The organism is Roseateles sp. P5_B10 (genome assembly GCF_056400485.1).
Genome location: NZ_JBFULE010001533.1, coordinates 1 through 644 on the forward strand (window position 1 = coordinate 1; position 644 = coordinate 644).

The 644-nt window shown below is 66.5% G+C and carries 1 protein-coding gene; it reads right to left on the reverse strand.

The window, feature by feature from the left end:
- Nucleotides 1-644, reverse strand: a 644-nt coding sequence (locus AC1DU6_RS34435) for a molybdopterin dinucleotide binding domain-containing protein (RefSeq protein ID WP_477862966.1), incomplete at both ends; no start/stop codon positions are given.

The following is a 644-nucleotide window of genomic DNA, read 5'->3' on the forward strand; positions in this document are numbered from 1 at the left end:
GGCAGGTTGCCGGTGAATTTCTCGACATTCACCACCGTGAGCTGACCGGTGCAGCCCTGCGCGAGGCGCGAGGTGCCGGTGTCGCGCGTCAACACGTTCGGATTGCCGTGGACGCAGAGCGGCTTTTCCTCGTTCGGATCCTCGGGATCGTAATAGGCGCCTGTCGGCAACTGGATCACGCCGGCCATCACATCCTCGGTGACGACGACGGAAGCAAGGCACGCGCCGCGCTGATTGAACAGCCTGATGATGTCGCCGTCCTTGATGCCGCGCGCATCGGCATCGACCGGATGCATGCGCGCAACCTCGCGGCCGCGGCGCTTTTCGGCGCTGCTATGCCCACCAAAGTCGAGCTGGCTGTGCAGCCGTGACGCCGGCTGGTTGGCGACGAGCTGCAGCGGATTGGTCGCATCGACCACGTCCTCGGGCGCGAGCCAGACCGGATGGCCGGGGCAGTCGTCGTAATTGAAGCTGGCGATGGTGTCGGAAGTGATCTCGATCTTGCCGCTGGTGGTCGGCAGCGGCCTGCCCTCGGGATCGTCGCGGAACGCGCGCAGCGTGCCGCCATCCAGCGGCAGTTGTGGCAGCAGCACTTCGCCCGCCGCCCAGAAGGCGTCGAAATCCGGCGCGTCCAAGCCCTTGGC